2 protein-coding genes are annotated in these 1,254 nt (G+C 64.4%); both read right to left on the bottom strand.

Annotated elements, in window-relative coordinates; all coding sequences use genetic code 11:
* Window positions 1–33: 33 nt before the first annotated feature.
* A complete protein-coding gene (locus ACVWYF_RS22830; protein ID WP_457072501.1) occupies window positions 34–903 on the bottom strand; it encodes an IS3 family transposase in 870 nt (289 codons plus the stop codon).
* The gene (locus ACVWYF_RS22825; RefSeq protein WP_457072500.1) at window positions 900–1,202 is read right to left on the bottom strand and encodes a transposase; all 303 of its coding nucleotides are present in this window, start codon (window positions 1,200–1,202) and stop codon (window positions 900–902) included. Before ACVWYF_RS22825 ends, ACVWYF_RS22830 begins: the two co-directional genes overlap by 4 nt.
* Window positions 1,203–1,254: the final 52 nt, after the last annotated feature.

The following is a 1,254-nucleotide window of genomic DNA, read 5'->3' as shown; positions in this document are numbered from 1 at the left end:
AATTGGGGTGGTCCAGTAAAAACGGACAATGCACTAAGATATGCTGATTTGAAAGTCGCGTTCGAATTGGTGGGGCGAGCGGTAGCCGAGGGCGGAGTGGCGCCGGTCGAGATTGAAGTAGGTTTCGAGGTAGTAGGCGACCTCTAAACGGGCCTCTTCGAGGCTGGCAAACGCGCCGCCGTGAGGCAGCAATTCCGTTTTGAGCGTGCTCCAATCGGCCTCGGCCTGAGCGTTATCATAGGGGTTGCCCGGCCGGCTATAGCTGGCCAGCGCCTGGGCTTTTTCGATGCGCGTTCGGCAAGCCGAGCTGGTGTATTGACTGCCGCGGTCGGCGTGGATTATCAGGCCGGGAGCCGGCTGGCGTAACGTTAGGGCTTGCTCCAGGGCCGTGAGCACCAGTTCGGTGGGCATCTGCTGGTCAAGGTGCCAGCCGATCACGCGCCGGGAGCAGGTGTCGCGCCAAGTGGCCAAATAGCACCAGCGCCCGCCGACCAGGGGCAGATAGGTGATATCTCCGACCCACACCTGATTGGGCGCGGTGGGCGCGGGCTGGCCAAGAAGCAGGTTTTCGGCCACGACTGCCGCGGGGTCGGCCACGGTGGTACGCGGGCGTTGCGGACGCGTACTCAACGCCCGCAAGCCGCGGCGACGCAGCCAGGTACGCAGGGCATGGCGCCCGACGGCGTGCCCTTCCGCGCGCAATTCTGCCCGCAGGCGTCGGGTGCCATAGCGCTGGGCATGGCGCGAAAAGGCGGCGTTGGCCGCAGGCTCCCAAGCGGGCGTTGGGCGCGCTGCCCGGCTCCGCCACTGATAATAGCCCGCGGCACTGACCGCTAGCACGCGGCAGAGCACCTGCACGGGCTCGGTGGCAGCAACCTGCTCGATAAACTGGTAACGGCTCATGATTGAGGCGGTTGGGAGAAGATAGTCACGACTTTTTTTAAAATGTCGCGCTCCTGTTCCACGCGTTTGAGCTCGGCGCGCAAGCGCTTAATCTCGTCGCGTTCCGCGCTGCTAGGTACCGCCTCGGCTAACGCCTGGCGCTGCCAGCGGCCGAGCAAGGCGGGTGAGAGGCCCTGGGCGCGGGCCACGTCGGTTTGCCGGGCCCCAGCGGCCACCTGGCGCACGCATTCGGCTTTGAAGGCCGGCGTATATTTCTTGCGGGTCAGCGGCGAGCCGCTCGGGAGTGTTTTGTCGGGCATGAGCAGTGGAAGGTAAGACTTCGCACTGTCTGTTTTTACCCGACCACCTCAT

This window comes from Hymenobacter sp. UYAg731, from assembly GCF_054061335.1.
The sequence above is the reverse complement of the archived record's forward strand: the minus strand, read 5'-3'. Positions and strand labels throughout refer to the sequence as shown.

Coding starts and splice junctions, on each gene's coding strand:
- ACVWYF_RS22830 (WP_457072501.1), bottom strand. CDS start 903: ATGAGCCGTTACCAGTTTATCGAGCAGGTTGCTGCCACCGAGCCCGTG.
- ACVWYF_RS22825 (WP_457072500.1), bottom strand. CDS start 1,202: ATGCCCGACAAAACACTCCCGAGCGGCTCGCCGCTGACCCGCAAGAAA.